Here is a 17,828-nt window from a genome sequence, read left to right as displayed (position 1 = left end):
CGGCCGCTCGGCGTTTATTTCGTATTTGGATGGAGTGCCACTTGCACGTTCGATTTTTCCAGGAAGGCGTTCATCAGCATAATCAGACCGGTCACGATAAACAGTGCCGAGAATCCGAAGTGGGCGACGACTTGCGAACCGAACAACGGTCCGAGCAAGTTGCCCATGAACTGGGCCGATTGGTTATAAGAGAAGATGCGGCCGGTCGCCCGGCTCGGCGTATGTTGGCGGAGTAACGACTGTACCGACGGCATGAGTGCCGCCGTGGCGAAGCCGAGGCCGAATCGCATGATGACGAGTTGTGTCGTCGACGTCACGAATGCCTGTGGAATCAAGAAGGCGCTATAGACGATGAGCGCCCAGAACAGGATGCGTTCGGCCCCGTAGCGGTCGGAGAGCCGACCGAGACGTTGTGCGGAAATGAGGGCGGCCACACCAGGAGCTGACGCGACGATCCCTGCGATAAAGGCGAGCGACGTCGTATACGGGTTCAATTCCCGGACATACAGCGTCAACAGCGGGCCAATCGATTGGGCCGAGAACGTGATTAAGAACGTCGTCAGAAACAGACTAAATATGAGTTGCGGGTTACGGAGCGAGGCGATCATCGATCGCGTCGAATCAAGCCGCTCGCGCGCCACCGGCACAAAGTCCTCTTTGACGAACACGAGTGTGATGAGGAACGTGATGAATAAGGCACTGCCGGTCAAGAGAAAAACGGGTCGAAGCCCAATCAAGTCTGCGAGGAGTCCTCCAATCAAGGGACCGAGGAGTCCGCCGGTGATGCCACCGGTCGACAGTGTGCCGAGCGCCCAGCCACTTTTCTCTTTAGGCGTTTGTGAAGCGACGAGGGTGATCCCCGCCGAGATAAATCCGGATACGGCACCCATTAAGAGCCGTAAACCGACGAGCTGATACACGTCTTGGACGAAACTGATGAGCGTCATGACGACGGCCATACCGAGACTAGCGCGGATGAGCATCAATTTGCGGCCTTTTTGGTCGGCGAGCCGTCCCCACAGCGGGGAGACGATGGCAGCCACGAGGAAAGTGGCGCCGAATGCGACCGCGGACCACGTAACGACTTGGTCGGAATCGGTGACCCCGAGTTCTTCGATGAACAAGGGGAGGAACGGTAGGACTAGACTCATCGAGGCCGCCGTCAAAAAGCTACCGATCCAGACGATGATTAAGTTTTTCTTCCATAAAGGGTACGTAAGCGTCACGACCTTTCGAGATTGAAGTTTTTCGATACCTTATATGTTACACTTTATGAAGTAAAAAGTCTAAAAAAAGAGAAGGCGCTGTGCCTTCTCTATCATGCCTCTGTTCGCACGGCGATGTGATGGACACCGCGCCATACTTGTTGATTGTGCAAGACGTACACCGGACCGTCCGCGAGTACTTTTCCGTCTCGAGAGAACTGTAAGTAAACGCTTCTGGCCTCGTCGATTGGCAACGTGAGCACCGTCTCCCCATAAAAACTGACGTGCGTCGCCGTGGCGATCGGTTCGGCATTTTGAAGGAATGGCGCGAACGGCATCGCGAACGAGTCGCGCAGCGCCGCATCCTTATCAGCCCGAGACATCGGTTTGTTATGGTCGACGCGTGACCCTTGCGTCAAGCCGTCATCCCATGCCTTCCCCATCTTGGCATAGTATGCGTCGTTGTCACTTTCTACCGCGCGGTCGAGATCCTCGACGTTTCGCTTGCGGTCATCAAAAATCCATACGGTCGGGTCGATCGTCAGCGCGTGACGAACCGCTCCGTCTAGTGGAAAAATCATGGATACGCCCCCTTTATTCACAATACACTGTACATTATACAGCTCTTTCTCAGAAAAAGGGAAACTGCGAGAAACTCGCCGCGAATCCAGACTGTTCATTGAATTATGATGAAATATAATGTACAGTTGAGTTATGACAAACAGTCTGTCATTGTACGGAGGAGGGGTCGTAGTGGCGACAAATTTGGCTGCAGTCCAACGGGAGCAAGCGCTTCAACTATTAGAGGCAGACGCAGAAAAAATCCGTTGTTTGATTGAAGTGCAGTTAGAAAACCTAAAAATGCCGAAGTGCCCGCTTTATGAAGAGGTGCTTGATACACATATGTTCGGTCTATCACGCCAAATTGATTTTGCGGTCCGTCTTGGACTCATTTCAGACATTGAAGGTAAAGGACTGCTCGATTCATTGGAACAAAAGCTGTCCGCCCTCGCGGAAGCTTCAGATTTATGAACCTTATACTCAAACTGTGCAAGCGGCGCTGTTTGAGTATTTTTTTATAATGGGTCAGTGATTGTTGTACATAAGGAAGTGAAAACATGAAAACTCGGTTTCGGTATTTTGATTTCTCGTTGTTCATTGCAGTGCTCATGCTCGTCGGAATCAGTTCGATCATGATTTATAGTGCGAGCGTGTGGAATCGCGGCGATTACGCGAACAGCGGCTTGTACTATCGCCAACTCGTCTACGCAGGGATCGGGATTGTCGTCTACTTCATTGCGACGATGTTCCGCTATGAGAACTTTAGAAAACCTAATATTTTGTATGGCCTCTATTTCGTATCGGTCGTACTGTTGTTCATCACGTGGGCGATGCCACCGCTCAACGGTGCGCGGGCCTGGCTCATCATCGGCAGCTTTACGATTCAACCGGTCGAGATCGCCAAATTCGTGTTGATTCTACTGCTCGCCAACTATTATCACCAGTTGTGGAATGGGGAGCTGAAAGGGTTGCCTGGTCGACTAGGGCGAGCCGCTATCACTAAAAAAGGAATCCGGGCTCAGTTTGGTGCCTTCTTCATGATACCGGTCATCTACTTCTTTTTCCCATACGCCATCGCCATCAACGGACAGCCGGATATGGGGGGCTTGTTCGTCCTCGGGGCCATCATGTTCCTCATGTGGCTTGCCGTCGGGGCACCGCTTCGGATCATCGTGCCTGCTGTGCTCGCCGGGTTTGGACTTGTCTATCTGATGTTCACGACAATCTTCTCGGAGAACCAGCGCAGCCGGATCGAAGTCGTCTTCAATCCGTTCATGGACCCTGAAGGCTACGGGCACCAATTGCTCATGTCGATCATCTCGATCGTCCATGGGGGCTTGACCGGCGTCGGTCTCGGGAACAGTTATCAGAAGTATGGGTACTTGCCGGAACCGGAGACGGACTATATCATGTCCATCATCGCTGAAGAGCTCGGCTTTATCGGGGTCGTCGTCGTCCTCGCCTTGCTGTTCTTCATCGCTTTCCGGGCCGTCAATATCGCCAACCATAGCGATAGTCATTTCGCGATGTTCGTCTCGTTCGGCATCGCCGCTCAAATCATGGTCCAGACCGGAATCAATATCGGTGCCATGTCCGGTTGGTTCCCGGGTACAGGTGTCACGCTCCCGCTCGTCAGTTACGGCGGGACGTCACTCATCATGACGATGGGGATTCTCGGTGTGCTCAGTAGCATCTCGATGCGAAATCGGCACCGGGAAGCGACGAAACGGGCAGAAATTCGGGAGAAATCCGCAGAAAACGTTCAAAGTTCATCATTGCATGTTGTAAGGTAAAAAGGATTGAACTACTTAAATGGGGGGATTTATGTTGAAATCAATTAGCAAATTACTCGTAGCCAACCGTGGTGAAATCGCCATTCGCGTGTTCCGTGCCGCCACTGAATTAGGGATGCGCACGGTCGCCGTCTATTCTCAAGAAGACAGCGGCTCGTTACACCGCTTTAAAGCGGATGAAGCTTATTTGATTGGTCTCGATAAAAAACCGATTGACGCCTATCTCGATATCGAGGACGTGATCCGCATCGCGAAACAGTCGGGGGCTGACGCGATTCATCCAGGTTACGGATTCTTGTCTGAGAATATTGAACTCGCACGTCGTTGCCGTGAAGAAGGCATCATTTTCGTCGGTCCGAACGAAGCGCACCTTCATGCGTTCGGAGATAAAGTTCGGGCCCGTCAAAGTGCGATCGCAGCCGGACTCCCGGTCATTCCAGGTTCGAACGGACCGCTCACGTCTTACGAGGACGCTTTAGACTTTGCGAACGAGCACGGCTTCCCGCTCATGGTCAAAGCCGCGATGGGCGGAGGCGGCCGCGGGATGCGCGTCATCCGTACGGAAGCCGAGATGAAAGATTTGATTGAACGTGCCAAGTCAGAAGCGAAGCAAGCGTTTGGTTCAGACGAAGTGTACATAGAAAAACTAGTGGAACGCCCGAAACACATCGAGGTCCAAATCCTCGGGGATGACCACGGGAACATCATTCACTTGTTCGAACGTGACTGTTCGGTTCAGCGTCGTCACCAAAAAGTCGTCGAAGTCGCACCTTGTGTGACGTTATCGGATGCGTCGCGTCAAGCAATCTGTGACGCAGCCGTGAAACTGATGCGCCATGTCGGCTACATCAATGCCGGTACGGTCGAATTCCTCGTCACGGAAGACGAGTCGTTCTACTTCATCGAAGTCAACCCGCGCATTCAAGTCGAGCATACGATCACCGAGATGGTGACCGGATTCGATATCGTCCAGACGCAACTCATGATCGCACAAGGTGAGTCGCTCCACGGCGACGTCATCCACATGCCGAAACAAGAAGATATCAAATTGCTCGGTTACGCGATCCAATCGCGTGTCACGTCGGAAGACCCGGCCAACAACTTCATGCCAGATACCGGTAAAATCATGGCCTACCGTTCTCCGGGCGGCTTCGGCGTCCGACTTGACGGTGGGAACGCCTACGTCGGTGCCGAGATTTCACCATATTACGATTCGCTCCTCGTGAAGCTGTCGACACATGGCATGACGTTCGAACAGGCCGCTTCGAAGATGGTCCGTAACTTGAACGAGTTCCGGATTCGTGGCATCAAGACGAACATCCCGTTCTTAATCAACGTGATGAAGCATCAGAACTTCATCAGCGGCGACTATAACACGTCGTTCATCGATGAGACGCCGGAACTGTTCGTCTTCCCGAAACGGAAAGACCGCGGGACGAAATTGCTCAACTATATCGGCGATGTCACGGTGAACGGATTCCCGGGCGTCGGTTTGAAAGACAAGCCGATCAGCCGCTCGGTCCGGATTCCGCAAGACCTGCCGGCTGAAGCCAAACCGGGCACGAAACAGATTTTGACGGAACTTGGTCCGGATGGCCTCGCCGACTGGATTAAGCGCCAGCCCGAACTGTTATTGACGGATACGACGATGCGCGACGCGCACCAGTCTCTGCTCGCGACACGGATGCGGACGCAAGACATCATCAATATCGCCGAACCGACGAGCAAGCTCATGCCGGAGCTGTTCTCGGTCGAGGCATGGGGCGGGGCCACGTTCGACGTCGCCTATCGTTTCCTCTCAGAAGACCCTTGGGTACGCCTCATGCGTCTCCGTGAGAAGATGCCGAACGTGTTGATTCAAATGTTGCTCCGCGGTGCCAACGCCGTCGGGTATAAGAACTATGCCGACAACGTCATCGAGAAGTTCGTCCACGAAGCGGCCTATGCCGGCGTCGACGTGTTCCGGATCTTTGACAGTTTGAACAACCTCGAGTCGATTCAACTCGCGATTGACGCGACGTTACCGACCGGCAAAGTCGCCGAGGCAGCGGTTTGTTATACGGGTGACTTGTATGACGGTAGCCGTCCGAAATACCACTTGCCGTATTACGTCGACTTGGCGAAGAAACTTGAAGCGAGCGGGGCTCACATCCTTGCCATCAAGGACATGGCCGGCCTGCTCAAACCGGAATCGGCGTACGCGCTCGTCTCGGCATTGAAAGATGCCGTCGACTTGCCGATCCACTTGCATACGCACGACGCGTCGGGCAACGGAATCTTCACTTACGCCCGGGCGACAGATGCGGGCGTCGATATCGTCGACGTGGCTGCGAGCTCGATGTCGGGGATGACGTCACAGCCTTCAGGCGGCAGCTTGATTTATGCGCTTGACCATCACGCGCGTCAACCGAAAATCGATGCGAAGCATTACGAGGTCATCAGCGATTACTGGCAAGACGTGCGTCATAACTACGAGCCGTTCGAGAGCGACATGCGCGCTTCGAACCCGTCGGTATATGAGCACGAGATGCCGGGCGGACAGTACTCGAACTTGCAGCAACAAGCGAAAGCGGTCGGATTGGGTGACCGTTGGAGCGAAGTGAAGTCGATGTATGCCCGTGTCAACATGTTGTTCGGGGATATCGTCAAAGTGACACCGTCGTCGAAAGTCGTCGGCGACATGGCGCTATTCATGGTCCAGCATAACTTGAGCGAACAAGATGTGATTGACCGCGGTCACCAACTCGACTTCCCGGATTCGGTCGTCGAGATGATGCGCGGCGAACTCGGGACGCCTCCAGGAGGGTTCCCGACCGATGTCCAGCAAGCGATTCTTAAAGGTGAGAAGCCGCTTGACGTACGTCCAGGTAAGTTGATTGAGCCGTATGATTTTGAAGCGGCCCAGTCGAAGCTGTTCGAGAAACTCGATCGTCCGGTAACAGATTTCGAATTGCTCTCGAACGCATTGTATCCGAAAGTGTTTGAAGACTATGTCACGCATTCGACGACGTACGGGGATGTATCGGTGCTTGACACGTTGACGTTCTTCTACGGATTGAACGTCGGTGAGACGATTCAAGTTGAAATCGAGACCGGGAAGACACTCATCATCAAACTCGTTCAAATCAGTGCGGCGAACGAGGACGGCATCCGTCTCGTCTCGTACGAGATGAACGGCGTCCCGCGTGAAATCGAGATTAAAGACGTGAACGTGAAGTCGGCGACGACGAGCCGTCCGAAAGTAGACCGGGCGAACCCGAAACAAGTCGGCGCTTCGATGCCAGGTTCAGTGTTGAAAGTGCTCGTCGAACCGGGTAGCCGTGTCCACCGCGGGGAACAGCTCCTCGTCACGGAAGCGATGAAGATGGAGACGACGGTTCAAGCCGCGCAAGACGGAGAAGTCAAAGCGGTCCATATTAAAGAAGGCGACACAATCCAAAGTGACGACTTATTGATTGAGTTTGTATAATGAAAAGAAGCATAGCCGCGCTATGCTTCTTTTTTAGATAGGAGTGGGAGAGATGAGACGAGTATGCTGGTTTCGATCGGATTTTCGATTGACAGATAATCATATGTTACACCGGGCCTTGAAAGACGCTGATTCCGACGATGAGATGGAGTTCGTTTTTTGGCTCAACCCTAACTATTGCGAGCCGTTCGAGACGCGCCACGATTACTTTTTCGCGACGATGCGTCAATTCATGGACGAGTTGGAAGAACGCGGGCTCGGACTTCGGGTCATCGTGGCCGATACGGCCGAACAGTTCGTCGAAGCGCTCGGTGAGCTCGATGTGCTCTACTTCAACGCCGAGTATGTCGAACCGTTCAAACAGCGGGACGACGCCGTCATCCAGGCGCTCGGGGAAGCGGTCAAAGTCATCCGCCTGCTCGACCGCCATTTGTTCGCCCCGAATGCGTTCACGAAAAAAGACGGCGATCCGTATAAGGTATACACGCCATTTAAAAAAGCAGCCTATGCCGAGGCGCCGCCCGCGCCGTATGAGGTCGACGTGAATGCATTGAAGCGTCACGTGACGACAGGGCATGAAGTCCCGGTCGAATTGAAGCGTCAGTTCGATCGCTGTGAGCGTTCGTGGAAAGCGCTCGGCGAAGCGGCAGCCAAACGTCGTTTGAGCGACTTCGTCGCGAATCGGATCGATGCGTACGATGAAGACCGCGACATCCCGGCCATCGCCGGCACGAGCCGTCTGTCTCCGTATCTCCGGACCGGGGTGCTCTCCATCCGAACCGTGACGGAAGCGGTGTTGAAGGCGCCGAAATCGAGCGGACGCGACACATATTACGATGAGTTGTTATGGCGCGAATTTTACTATATGATCATGGTCCAATTCCCGGGACTGAAAGACCGTCCGTTCAACGACAAGTATAAGCATCTCGATTGGGAGAACGATGACGAGAACTTCCAGGCGTGGTGTGACGGAAAGACGGGCTACCCGATCGTCGACGCGGCGATGCGGCAATTGAATGAGACGGGCTGGATGCATAACCGGCTTCGCATGATTGTCGCCTCGTTCTTGTCGAAGCATCTGATGATCGACTGGCGGAAAGGGGAACGCTATTTCGAACAGAAGCTGATCGACTATGAAGCAGCCTCGAATATCGGGGGTTGGCAATGGGCGGCTTCGGTCGGGACGGATGCGGTGCCGTACTTCCGTATCTTCAATCCGACGACGCAGTCCGAGAAGTTCGATGGGGACGGGACGTTCATCCGGAAGTATGTGCCCGAACTCGTGAATCTCGACAAAAAAGCGATTCATTTCCCTGACTTGACCGAGCGGGATGGATACGTCGACCCAATCGTCGACCATAAGGAAGCGCGTGCCCGGGCACTCGAGCGGTTCAAGGACGCGCAGTAAATAGGCATCAAAAAAAGGAGCGATGCCGTCGCTCCTTTTTGTGTACGTTATTAAGATTAAATGGATTGTTGTCGTGCGGCCTCGGTCGTCTGTTTCTGACTCCGATACGCATGATATGCCAAGTACGAGATAATCCCGAAATAGCAGGTAATCAAGAAGGCGTGGAGAAGCGGGACGTACGTGGCGTGTCCCCCAAGGACGATCCACGCACCCGTGCCGACTTGAAGCAGGATGAAGAACAGCGAGGCCCACATGCCGGTCTCGACGAGTCGGTTCGTCTCCCGACGTGCCAAGTAGAGGACGTATAACGTATAGAAGACGAGCAGTCCGGCCATGATGCGGTGCCCCATTTGGACGTATGACTCGAACGTCCACACGTTCTGGTCGCAAATCGGCCAGCCGACACAGGCGTACGTCGCGCCGAGGTGACGGACGTAAGCGCCCGTATAGACGACGACCATCGTATAAATCGTCAAGCCGTAAAGGTGAACCTTCAATCGTTCGGAGACGGCCCGATGCACGCGTTCCCCTTCGAACAAGAGAATCGTCAAGATGAGCAGCGATGCGAACGAGACGAGCGAGATACCGAAGTGGAGCGCGAGAATCGCGTCCGACTGTTGCCAGATGACGGCCCCGGCACCGATAATCGATTGGATGAGCATGAAAATGAACGCGAGGAACGCGAACACTTTGACATCATACCGGTTCTTGACGACCGCAAACGTCCAAATCGTCAAGGCGATGATGAGCAGTCCCTCGATGCCAGAGACGACACGGTGACTGTACTCGATCATCGTTTCGACGCTCGGATTGGTCGGGATCAGTTTCCCGTGGCAGAGCGGCCAATCCGTTCCGCACCCGTCGCCGGAGTCCGTCTTTGTCACGGTTCCACCCATGATCAGGACGAGCATCATCCCGAGCGTGACGAGCGCTGAAAATAGTGCGAGTTTTTTATGCATTCGTTTCCACCTGCTTTTGAGAAAAATCACTAGAATTGTGCCTTGTAAGTTTATATTTTTTTCGCCATACTTATTATACGGCTTTACGTCGTAAAAACGAAACGGAAAAGCTTGCAATCGCTATCAAAATCGTTATTCTAGTATTAACATGGCGTTTTTACTGTGACAATTATCACACGTTTGTCACAAAAAACTAGCTATTTTACAAGCATAAACGACGTATTCTTTTTGAAAATATGGTATCTTTGTTATGAGTTAGGTGAACTTTGTTCATATTGTGTTTTTTCTGTGAAAAGAATACGTGGATTTCGTGATTAGTAGGGGGGTCAGTATGACAAAAGTCAACCCAGGAACAATGGCAGAAGTAGAATATACAGAATCCGCCTCGTTCCGCGACTATGTTGCTCTGGCAAAAATGGGAATCGTTCGCGCCAACTTGTTGTTGGTATTCGCCGGTTTCTTTGTAGCAGCAACATATCAGAGTGATACGCCAGTCTTTTATTTATTTGAGGTTTGGCCGCAGCTCTTATTAACGATGTTAGGAAGCGCACTCGTCATCTCCGGGAGTTGTTACCTAAACAACTTCGTGGACCGTGATATCGATTACTTGATGGGACGTACAGACAATCGGCCGAGTGTCACCGGTAAAATTTCGGGAGAACGGATTTTGCTCCTTGGATTAACGCAGCTTGCGATCGGGACATTGCTCTTATTGATCGTCTCGTATGTGGCAGCAGTCTTCGGTTTAATCGGGGCATTTTTTTATGTCGTCATTTATACGATGTGGCTTAAACGGACGCACACGTTGAACACGGTCGTCGGTAGCATCTCCGGAGCGGTACCGCCGCTCATCGGTTGGGCAGCCATCGATCCCGCGCTTCATATCGACGCGTGGCTCATGTTCCTCGTCATGTTCTTGTGGCAACCGCCACACTTCCTCGCGCTCGCCATGCGGCGTACCGAGGAGTATCGAGCGGCCGGCATTCCGATGCTACCGGTCGTCAACGGCTTTGCGATTACAAAGCGTCAAATCATCTGGTGGATTGCGACGCTGATTCCAGCATCGCTCTTGTTCATGCATTACGGGTTAGTCTACGTAATCATTGCAGCCGGTCTTGGGGGCTACTGGTTATATCTCGGGTTGAAAGGTTTTAAAGCCGAGGATGAAATCAAGTGGGCAAACAAAATGTTCTTTTATTCATTAATTTATTTAGTCGTGTGGATTGTCGCGCTGATTTTGACGGCAGCACTAGCGTAATCACACTCACTATATAGAAACCATTACACATCATTTTGGGAGAAAGTGGGGATTGTTGTGAAATCATTTAAAAAGCTTCTGTTTGGCATCGTCCCGATGATGATGTTCGCACTGCTATTATCAGGGTGCGGCGTTGAGGGATTGTCTGCATTGAAGCCGATGGGAGAAGGCGCTGAAATTCAGCTCCGGATCATTATCATCAGTTTGGTACTTATGCTCTTCGTACTCGTCATCGTATCGATCATTTACGTTTACGTGCTCATGAAGTTCCGTCGTAAAGACGATTCGATTCCGAAGCAAGTCGAAGGAAGCAGCACGCTCGAGATGATTTGGACAGTCGTACCAATCATCTTGCTCATCATTCTCGCTGTACCGACAATCACGACGACTGTCGAACTCGCGAAAGCGAAAGAAGCGAAAAAAGAAGAAGAAATCAATGTTACGGCTAACTTGTACTGGTGGGAGTTTGAATATCCGAACGCAGGCGTCGTCACGGGACAAGAACTTGTCATCCCGGTCGGCAAACGTGTCGGCATCAACTTGACATCGAAAGACGTCATCCACTCGTTCTGGGTACCGGCTTTATCTGGTAAAACGGATACGAACCCAGGCCTTGATAACGAAATGTGGTTGCATGCAAATGAACCAGGTACGTTCTTTGGGAAATGTGCCGAGCTTTGCGGACCGTCACACGCGCTCATGGACTTCAAAGTCATCGCACTCGAGCAAGAAGATTACGACCAATGGCTCGAAGACATGAAAGCACAGCAAGACGCGAACACAGAAAACCTTGTTGCAGATAACCAAAACTTGACGACAGGTGAGGCCGTGTACGTCGAGAGCTGCTTGAGCTGTCACGGGGGCGGGAAAGTTGCGCCTAGCTTGACAAACTTTGGTGATCGCGAATGGTTGATCGGTTACCTCGAAAACAACGAGGACGACTTGAAAAAATGGATTCGTGATCCACAAGAATTGAAAGAAGGCGCGCTCATGCCTGGCTTCAGTGAAGGCCAAATCAGTGATGAAGAGTTAGATGCACTCGTTGACTTCTTGTACGATCAGAAGATTGACTAACGGGAAAAGGGGGATTTCACGTGGCACAGACCACTGCATTGCAGCAACCGCGTAAATACAATGGCATCATGGATTGGGTTACGACGGTTGACCACAAAAAAATCGGTATTTTGTATTTGTTCTCAGGAATCTTCTTCCTCCTTCTCGGTGGAATTGAAGCATTACTTATTCGGTGGCAACTCGTTCGTCCGATGAACGACTTCGTCAGCGGCGAAACGTTCAACCAATTGATTACGATGCACGGGACGACGATGATCTTCCTAGCGGCCATGCCGATGTTATTCGGATTCATGAACGCCGTCGTACCACTTCAAATCGGGGCACGCGATGTCGCGTTCCCGTTCATTAACTCACTCGGATTCTGGTTGTTCTTCTTCGGTGGTGTCATGTTGAACCTTAGCTGGTTCTTCGGCGCTGCACCGAACGCAGGCTGGACGGCGTACGCGCCGCTCTCGACACAACCGGAAGCATCAGGGGTCGACTTCTACGCCCTTGGTCTTCAAATTTCAGGTTTCGGTTCACTCATGGCCGGGATTAACTTCCTCGTCACGATTTTGAACATGCGTGCTCCAGGTATGAAACTCATGCGGATGCCGCTCTTCACGTGGACGACGTTCGTCGCTTCGGCGTTGATCGTCTTCGCGTTCCCACCGCTCACAGTCGGCTTGTTCATGTTAATGTTCGAGCGCTTGTTCGGGGCCGTTTACTTCGACCCAGCAATGGGTGGTAACGTCATCATCTGGGAACACCTCTTCTGGATCTTCGGACACCCGGAAGTATATATCTTGATTTTACCGGCGTTCGGTATTTTCTCGGAAATCATTCCGACATTCGCTCGTAAACGCCTATTCGGTTACACAACGATGGTCTTCGCAACGATGCTCATCGGTTTCCTCGGATTCATGGTTTGGGTCCACCACATGTTCACGGTCGGTCTTGGACCGGTCGCCAACTCGATCTTCGCTGTCGCAACAATGGCCATTGCCGTGCCGACAGGGGTCAAGATCTTCAACTGGTTGTTCACACTATGGGGCGGACAAATCAAGTTCAACGTCGCGATGCTCTACTCGGTCGCATTTATTCCATCATTCCTCGTCGGGGGGATGACAGGGGTCATGCTTTCGGTCGCACCGGCCGACTATCAATACCATGATAGTTACTTCGTTGTCGCTCACTTCCACTACGTTATCGTAGGTGGGGTTGTATACGGTCTATTTGCAGGACTTTACTACTGGTTCCCGCTCATGTTCGGCAAAGCGCTCTCTGAGAAGCTTGGCTACTGGCAGTTCTGGTTGTTCTTCATCGGGTTCCACTTGACGTTCTTCCCGCAACATTTCCTCGGATTGTTCGGGATGCCACGCCGCGTCTTCACATATCTTCCGAACCAAGGGTTTGAGACGATGAACTTGCTGTCGACAATCGGTGCCTTCTTCATGGGTGTGTCGACGATTGTCTTGCTCGTCGCTGTTGTGAAAGCATTCTTGTCGAAACAACGCGTCAAGCCGGACCATTGGGAAGATGGACGTACGTTGGAGTGGACGCTTCCTGTACCGACTCCAGAATACAACTTTGCACAAACACCGCTTGTCAAAGGTCTCGATACGTTCTGGCTCGAGAAGATGGCGGGCAACAAACGGGTATCTGTCGCTGAACCAGTAGCAGACATCCACATGCCGAACAACTCGATTATCCCGTTCTTCATGTCACTCGGCTTGTTCATCGCCGGACTCGGAGCGATTTTCCAAATGGATAACGCGGTTGTTGGTTGGTCGCTCATCGTGGTCGGATTGCTCATCACATTCGTGTCGATGTTCCTCCGTTCATGGATTGACGATCATGGCTTCTACATTCCAAAATCGAAGATCGAAGCGGATTTGAAAGCGATTCGTGAGAAAGGAGACCAATAAATGGCACATGCAGTCGAAAAACACCCGGTGACCGGAATTCCGGCCAATCCAGAGAAAGCCACGCTGGAAGGGAAAAATAAATATGTAGCCTTCTGGTTCTTCCTCGGTGGAGAGACCGTTCTCTTCGCCTCGCTCTTCGGAACGTATGTCGGTCTACTCAACTCTGGTGCGCCAGAGGAACTTCGTTCGTACAATATCTTTGAGATGGGGCTCGTCTTCTTAATGACGATGCTCCTCCTCACAAGTTCGCTCACAAGTGTTCTCGCCATGATGAACATGAAAGCGAACAATCCAGGCCGCATGAAGTTTTGGTTGGTGATCACGCTTCTCCTCGGGGCAGGTTTCCTTGGAGCTGAGATTTACGAGTTCATCCACTACTACCATATCGGTCACACGTTCACGTCGAGCGCGTTCGGATCTGCGTTCTACACGCTCGTCGGTTTCCACGGCGCGCACGTCACGTTCGGTCTACTTTGGATCACGACGTTGTTAATTCGCAACTGGAACCGTCCGATCGATGTGTACAACGCACCGAAGTTTTACGTGTCGAGCCTATACTGGCACTTTATCGACGTCGTCTGGGTTTTCATCTTCTCAATCGTCTACCTCTTAGGGATGGTGAGCTAACATGGAAAAACAACCAATCAACGAATCGCACAAACAGTTAGAGCTCGAAGTAAAAGCCGAGTCACGCCGCGAATATCAACTCCAGTTGATCAGCTTCGCGATGATGATCTTGCTCACATTCGTCGCGTTCGGCGCCGTATACGCTGAACTCATGCCGGTGTGGGCAGCAGGTGGTTTCTTAATCATCCTCGCCATCATCCAAGTGTTCTTGCAGCTGTATATCTTCATGCATATGAACAACCGTGGCAACACGTGGATCGTCGGAATGATGTGGCTTGGCATCTTTGTCGCCATCATTACAGTCGCTGCACTTCGCTTGCTCATTTGGTAAATGTGACAAAGGATTGAACATCTGTGGAAACACAGATGATTCAGTCCTTTTTGCTTTACTTCAAAAATAAAGGAATAGTAATCTTGAAGTGAACGGTTTCATCGGTTTGGGAGAGAAAGAAAAGGGGTGAAGGGATGCTCTGGAATACATCAGAGCTACTCAAACAGTTCGATTGGATGACACTTTGGAGTCCATGGTTCGGATTGTTGATGGTAGGGTTGTACGTCCTCTATGCGGTCGTCACAGAGAAAATGGCGAAGCGAGGGTACGAGTCGACCACGTTACTACAAAAGTTCAGCATGTTATCCGCCATTGTATTGTATTATATCGGTTTCGGAAGTCCGGTCGATGTCCTTGCACACATCATCTTCTCGGTGCACATGTTGCAGATGGTGCTCGTCTATGTGCTCGCACCGGCGCTCGTCGTGTACGGGATGCCATATTGGGTGTTCGAGAAATTATTTGGCTATAAGGTGATTGGGCCGACGCTCAGATTTATGTCAAAACCTTTGATCGCCCTCGTTTTGTTCAATGCATTGTTCACCTTGTATCACATGCCATTCATCTTTGACTACGTCTTGACGAACTATGAAGTGCATCGTATCTTCCACGGCGCTCTCATCGTCTTCAGTTTGACGATGTGGTATCCGGTCATCGCACCGTTCCTCTCAGAAGAAGAGGAAGGGATGTCGGATTTGAAGCGGATGGTGTACATCATCGCGAACGGCGTGCTGTTGACACCGGCCTGTGCACTCATCATCTTCAGCCAAGGAATTCTTTATGACGCCTATACGGACGCCGAGACGTTCGCGACGGTGCTCGGCTACTGTATGCCGAACGGCGATGTGTCGGGTCTCGATTTGAATGCGCTCATGGGAGCAACGAACAGCGCTCTTGAAGACCAACGCTTCGGCGGGGTATTGATGAAGCTCGGTCAAGAAGTCGTATACGGTTTCTTCTTCGGCTGGACGTTCTTCGGTTGGGTGCGCCGGACGAAATCGCTTGCGCTTGACGAAGGCATGTCGTTCACACCGCAAGAACCAAAAGAGAAAAAATGAACTAAATCAAAGGGGAAACTACGATGAACTATCTTGCCTTGATCAGTGTGACATTCATTGTCATCAGTGCTATTTTAGTCGCAATCGGATGGACGATCATTGCGCGCGATCGTCGCAACGTCGACAAACATAAGAAAGTCATGACGGCCGCCGCGATCGCCGCGACGACATTCTTCATTCTCTACGTCTCACGGACGATTTTCGTCGGCAATACCGCCTTCGGGGGACCGGATTCAGTGAAGCCTTACTATTTGGCGTTCATGATTTTCCATATCCTGCTCGCGACGACAGGTGGGGTCCTCGGATTGATCACGCTTTACCTCGGCTATAAAAATAAAGTCGAGAAACACCGTAAAATCGGACCGAAAGCCTCAGTCGTCTGGTTTTTCACAGCGATTACAGGCGTGACGGTATACGTCCTCCTTTATGTCGCCTATGACCCGGGTGAGACGACAAACGTCTTCCGTGCCATTATCGGTGGGTGAATCGAGAGAGGGGGATGAGGATGAAACGGAACAGCTATATGACGGTCGGCTTGACGGTCGCCATTCTGGTGGCGATCGGTGTGGCCTCGTACTTCTTATTCTTTAAAGAAGAGGACCTGCCCGTCATCCAAGAGCCGACCCCGTTCACGTTGACGAATGCGCTCGACGGTCAGTCGTACAATTCGGACAATGGCAAAGTCAAAATCGTCACGTTCTTCTATACGAACTGTCCGGACATCTGCCCGCTCACGTTGCGTGACTTCATGAAGCTCGAGCAAGAGTTGAAAGCGAACGACTTGTACGGGACGGACGTCGAGCTCGTCGCCATCACTGTCGACCCTGAAGTCGATACGGTGCCGGTCCTAGAGAATTACGGGGAGGCGTTCCAAGCCGAACCAACGGGCTGGAAGATGTTGACCGGTGACCAGGCCGATATCGACCGCATCACGCGTCAACTTCAATTCTATTATTCGAAAGCGAACAGCGGACTCGTCACGCATGCGACGACGATGTATATCATCGACCGTCAGCACGACGTCCGTGCGGTCGCCCAAATGGCCACGGCAGGAGAAAAACCCGTCGATATCGAAACCATTATGGAGGACGTGTTAGTACTCGCGGCAGAAAAGGAGTGAAGAAGATGAATGATACGATGGCTGTCATCGGAAATGATTATTCCTATGGAGATGTGACGATCGCTGAGCGGGCGATTGAGGATTTGATTGCTTGCAGTGCAATCGAATTCGGATTGCGTGAAGTGAAGGTCGTGTCCGTCTCGAAAGAGCGATACGATTATCAAATCGTTGCACCCGTCTCACTCGTTGAGGCTGAACGCTTATATCGGTACGTGCGCGACCAGTTCGACTTGTTGCTCGGACAAGTCGATGTGACGCTCAACGTCATCGCGACATGACAAAAGGGAGGCCCTCGGCGGGTCCTCCCTTTTTTGTCTGTTGATGATGATTGTTGTCTATATTTTCCAGTGGTGAACTCTGGTATGATGAAGGCAGTAGTCACGATACGCGACTCATCGAGGGGGAAATCAGATGCAACAGCAAGCATTGGTCGTCATCGACATTCAGAATGACATCACGAAAAATTACAAAGCGGTCATCGACAACATCAACACATCGATCGATTGGGCGGTCGACAAGGGGATTCCCGTCGTCTATATCCGACATGAGAACTTATCTGCGGGGACAAGAACGTTCAAAACCGGGACGCGCGGGGCGGAATTAGCGCCAGATTTGAAGATCGTGTCCGATCACGTATTCACCAAATACAAGGGCAACGCCTTGACGAGCGAGGCGTTCGCGGCGTTCATTGAACAGCATGGCATCGACACGTTCTATATCACCGGTGCCGATGCGACCGCCTGTGTGAAGTCGACGTGTTACAATCTGCGGAAATCCGACTATACGGTCAGCGTCCTGTCGGATTGCATCACGAGCTATGACTTGAAGAAAATCGACGACATGATCGCGTATTACGAGGGTAAGGGCTGCACCATCATCCAATCAGAGGACTTGTCGGCGTAATCTGCTCTGCCGATGCTTACCTCGGTTCGTTATATGTGTCCATAAGAAAAACCCCTTCGCTTATGCGAGGGCACTGAAAAACTTCAAATGATTTTGAACAGAGGAGCGTCGTCCCGGGAGGGATGACGCTCCTCTGTTTTCATCGCCCTTCAGCC

17 protein-coding genes are annotated in these 17,828 nt (G+C 51.8%); 14 read left to right on the top strand and 3 right to left on the bottom strand.

Going from position 1 to position 17,828, the window contains the following annotated elements; genetic code table 11:
* Nucleotides 1-14 precede the first annotated feature (14 nt).
* Both KNP68_RS04590 and KNP68_RS04585 read right to left on the bottom strand, forming a co-directional pair.
* Complete coding sequence (locus KNP68_RS04590; RefSeq protein ID WP_051627736.1) at nt 15-1,226, bottom strand: multidrug efflux MFS transporter; 1,212 nt, start codon at nt 1,224-1,226, stop codon at nt 15-17.
* Between the two features lie 92 nt (nt 1,227-1,318).
* Nucleotides 1,319-1,786: a hypothetical protein gene (locus KNP68_RS04585; protein WP_021067010.1), complete on the bottom strand. Its 468-nt coding sequence runs from the start codon at nt 1,784-1,786 to the stop codon at nt 1,319-1,321.
* Nucleotides 1,787-1,958: 172 nt separating this feature from the next.
* Between KNP68_RS04585 and KNP68_RS04580 the strand changes: the two genes are divergently transcribed.
* The 4 genes from KNP68_RS04580 (at nt 1,959) to KNP68_RS04565 (ending at nt 8,436) form a co-directional block, all read left to right on the top strand.
* A complete protein-coding gene (locus tag KNP68_RS04580) occupies nt 1,959-2,237 on the top strand; it encodes an Fpa/YlaN family protein (RefSeq protein ID WP_021067011.1) in 279 nt (92 codons plus the stop codon).
* Nucleotides 2,238-2,323: 86 nt separating this feature from the next.
* The gene (locus KNP68_RS04575; protein WP_029595754.1) at nt 2,324-3,559 is read left to right on the top strand and encodes an FtsW/RodA/SpoVE family cell cycle protein; all 1,236 of its coding nucleotides are present in this window, start codon (nt 2,324-2,326) and stop codon (nt 3,557-3,559) included.
* Nucleotides 3,560-3,590: 31 nt separating this feature from the next.
* Nucleotides 3,591-7,028 carry a pyruvate carboxylase gene (locus KNP68_RS04570; RefSeq protein ID WP_131471133.1) on the top strand — a complete coding sequence of 1,146 codons (3,438 nt, stop codon included), beginning with the start codon at nt 3,591-3,593 and terminating at the stop codon, nt 7,026-7,028.
* Nucleotides 7,029-7,080: 52 nt separating this feature from the next.
* The gene (locus KNP68_RS04565; protein WP_214798904.1) at nt 7,081-8,436 is read left to right on the top strand and encodes a cryptochrome/photolyase family protein; all 1,356 of its coding nucleotides are present in this window, start codon (nt 7,081-7,083) and stop codon (nt 8,434-8,436) included.
* Between the two features lie 56 nt (nt 8,437-8,492).
* Here KNP68_RS04565 and KNP68_RS04560 read toward each other — a convergent pair whose 3' ends face one another.
* Nucleotides 8,493-9,395 (bottom strand): COX15/CtaA family protein, encoded by a 903-nt coding sequence (locus KNP68_RS04560; protein ID WP_058763310.1) that lies wholly within the window; start codon nt 9,393-9,395, stop codon nt 8,493-8,495.
* 331 nt (nt 9,396-9,726) lie between these two features.
* On the opposite strand from KNP68_RS04560, the gene cyoE reads away from it, so the two are divergent.
* From cyoE to KNP68_RS04510, 10 genes are all read left to right on the top strand, one after another.
* On the top strand, nt 9,727-10,653 hold the full coding sequence (gene cyoE, locus KNP68_RS04555) for a heme o synthase (protein ID WP_214755769.1): 927 nt from the start codon (nt 9,727-9,729) through the stop codon (nt 10,651-10,653).
* Nucleotides 10,654-10,710: 57 nt separating this feature from the next.
* On the top strand, nt 10,711-11,727 hold the full coding sequence (coxB, locus tag KNP68_RS04550; protein ID WP_260570837.1) for a cytochrome c oxidase subunit II: 1,017 nt from the start codon (nt 10,711-10,713) through the stop codon (nt 11,725-11,727).
* Between the two features lie 68 nt (nt 11,728-11,795).
* Complete coding sequence (ctaD, locus tag KNP68_RS04545) at nt 11,796-13,634, top strand: cytochrome c oxidase subunit I (protein ID WP_214752323.1); 1,839 nt, start codon at nt 11,796-11,798, stop codon at nt 13,632-13,634.
* Nucleotides 13,635-14,261: a cytochrome (ubi)quinol oxidase subunit III gene (locus KNP68_RS04540; protein WP_021067019.1), complete on the top strand. Its 627-nt coding sequence runs from the start codon at nt 13,635-13,637 to the stop codon at nt 14,259-14,261.
* A gap of 1 nt (nt 14,262) precedes the next feature.
* Complete coding sequence (locus KNP68_RS04535) at nt 14,263-14,592, top strand: cytochrome C oxidase subunit IV family protein (RefSeq protein WP_021067020.1); 330 nt, start codon at nt 14,263-14,265, stop codon at nt 14,590-14,592.
* Between the two features lie 134 nt (nt 14,593-14,726).
* Nucleotides 14,727-15,650: a cytochrome c oxidase assembly protein gene (locus KNP68_RS04530; RefSeq protein WP_214755770.1), complete on the top strand. Its 924-nt coding sequence runs from the start codon at nt 14,727-14,729 to the stop codon at nt 15,648-15,650.
* A gap of 23 nt (nt 15,651-15,673) precedes the next feature.
* Nucleotides 15,674-16,135, top strand: a complete 462-nt coding sequence (locus tag KNP68_RS04525; RefSeq protein WP_034777049.1) for a DUF420 domain-containing protein — start codon at nt 15,674-15,676, stop codon at nt 16,133-16,135.
* 20 nt (nt 16,136-16,155) lie between these two features.
* Nucleotides 16,156-16,770: an SCO family protein gene (locus KNP68_RS04520; protein ID WP_021067023.1), complete on the top strand. Its 615-nt coding sequence runs from the start codon at nt 16,156-16,158 to the stop codon at nt 16,768-16,770.
* Nucleotides 16,771-16,775: 5 nt separating this feature from the next.
* Nucleotides 16,776-17,048 (top strand): hypothetical protein, encoded by a 273-nt coding sequence (locus KNP68_RS04515; protein ID WP_021067024.1) that lies wholly within the window; start codon nt 16,776-16,778, stop codon nt 17,046-17,048.
* A gap of 133 nt (nt 17,049-17,181) precedes the next feature.
* Nucleotides 17,182-17,673: a cysteine hydrolase family protein gene (locus tag KNP68_RS04510; protein ID WP_021067025.1), complete on the top strand. Its 492-nt coding sequence runs from the start codon at nt 17,182-17,184 to the stop codon at nt 17,671-17,673.
* Nucleotides 17,674-17,828 lie beyond the last annotated feature (155 nt).

This window comes from Exiguobacterium sp. s50 (assembly GCF_018618175.1).
Lineage (GTDB): Bacteria > Bacillota > Bacilli > Exiguobacteriales > Exiguobacteriaceae > Exiguobacterium > Exiguobacterium chiriqhucha.
This window is presented reverse-complemented; position numbering and strand designations above follow the sequence as displayed.